Source organism: Arthrobacter sp. 05T47 (assembly GCF_056395825.1).
Map to the genome: position 1 here is coordinate 1 of NZ_JBFTKG010000135.1, position 1,580 is coordinate 1,580.

Annotated in this window: 1 protein-coding gene and 1 pseudogene; one reads left to right on the forward strand and one right to left on the reverse strand. The window is 65.6% G+C overall.

Going from position 1 to position 1,580, the window contains the following annotated elements; translation table 11 throughout:
• Positions 1–712, reverse strand: a 712-nt coding sequence (locus tag AC1DEY_RS23295; protein ID WP_476870068.1) for a DUF1206 domain-containing protein, incomplete at its 3' end; no start/stop codon positions are given.
• Between the two features lie 254 nt (positions 713–966).
• On the opposite strand from AC1DEY_RS23295, the pseudogene AC1DEY_RS23300 reads away from it, so the two are divergent.
• Positions 967–1,580, forward strand: a pseudogene (locus AC1DEY_RS23300) (transketolase); the annotation flags it as partial.

Genomic DNA, 1,580 nt, shown 5'->3' on the forward strand with positions numbered 1-1,580 from the left:
AACAGATCAGCCCTGCCGCGGTTGCGGCGAGCAGGAACACACCATACGGCTGGGAGCCAAGGGTCTTCAGGCCGCCGTCGAGGCCGGAGGATTTGGATGGATCCGCGGTGGCCGCGGCGACGATGATCAGGATGCCGACGACGGCGAGCACCACGCCTTTGGCGGGATAGCCAATGGTTCCGATGCATTCGACCGCTGTGCGGGCGCTGCCAGGGTCCTGCAGATCCTCCATGAACTTGCGGGTGACGCCCCGGTAGACGTAGAAGGCGCCTGAGGCGATGATCGCGAGGCCGACGGCGATCAGCAGCACCACGCCGGCGGGCGCCCCCATGAGCTTCGCGGTGAAGTCACTGGCCGACTGGCTGGAGTTCTTGCTCCCGCCCGCGGCGAACACCGCGAAGGTGAAAGCCAAAAAGCCATACACCACGGCCTTCCCCACTGCGGCCCCCGCCTCCTGCAGCTTCTTCTTCGAGTCGGCCTCGGACCGGGCCTCGAAGACGGCCTCGCTGAGCATCCACAGGGCCAATGCGGCGCAACCCGCAAACCCGGCCCAGAGCAGGAACGGACCACCCGGCGTCGAAGCGAGCGATCCGAGCGCTCCGGACTGGTCGGCCTCCCCGCCCTGCCCCCTGTCGATCTGCAGGGCAATGACACCGATCAGGATGTGGACCAGGCCGATGAAGACGAACCCGCCGCGCGCCAAGATTCGCAACGCGGGACTCCGGCTCGCCGACGCCGCCTCGGATACCGCCCGATTAGCCTTCCGCGAGGCATCGCCCATGGCGAGACCCTCCCGATACTCACGTGATCTTCGGTTGCCCGCTCAGCATCGCCAGCCCGCCAGCGTCGCGGAATGCTCCAGTCTAAATCTGTCCGCGGCGCCACGACAGGGAGAGTCTTGACTTGCTCTCCTTTGCGGGGGAACCTGCAGGGATCCGGCACGTTCCATCGACGAAGGACATCGCCATGCCCGCGGCAAACCAAGGAAACGTCGGCGCGGACCTCTCACAGGTCGCTGAACTCGCTGCGCAGCTCCGGGTGGACTCCATCCGGTCCAGCACGTCCGCCGGATCCGGCCATCCAACGTCGAGCATGTCGGCCGCAGACTTGCTGGCTGTCCTGATCAGCCGTCATCTGCGCTATGACTGGGACAACCCGGACCTGGACACCAATGATCACGTGATTTTCTCCAAAGGCCATGCCTCTCCCCTCCTGTATTCGGTCTTCAAAGCCGTCGGCGTCGTTTCCGACGATGAGCTCATGACCGGCTACCGCCGCATCGGCCAGCGCCTGCAGGGACACCCGACGCCGGCACTGCCCTGGGTAGATTTCGCGACGGGCTCGCTGGGGCAGGGACTTCCGGACGGCGTTGGCGTGGCCCTCGCAGGAAAATACCTGGATCGGCTCCCCTACCGGGTGTGGGTGCTGTGTGGCGACAGCGAAATGGCCGAAGCCTCCATTTGGGAAGCCCTGGACAAGGCTTCCCATTACAGCCTCACAAACCTGATCACCGTCGTCGACGTAAACCGGCTGGGACAGCGGGGCGCGACCGAACTCGGCTGGGACATGGAGTCCGACGC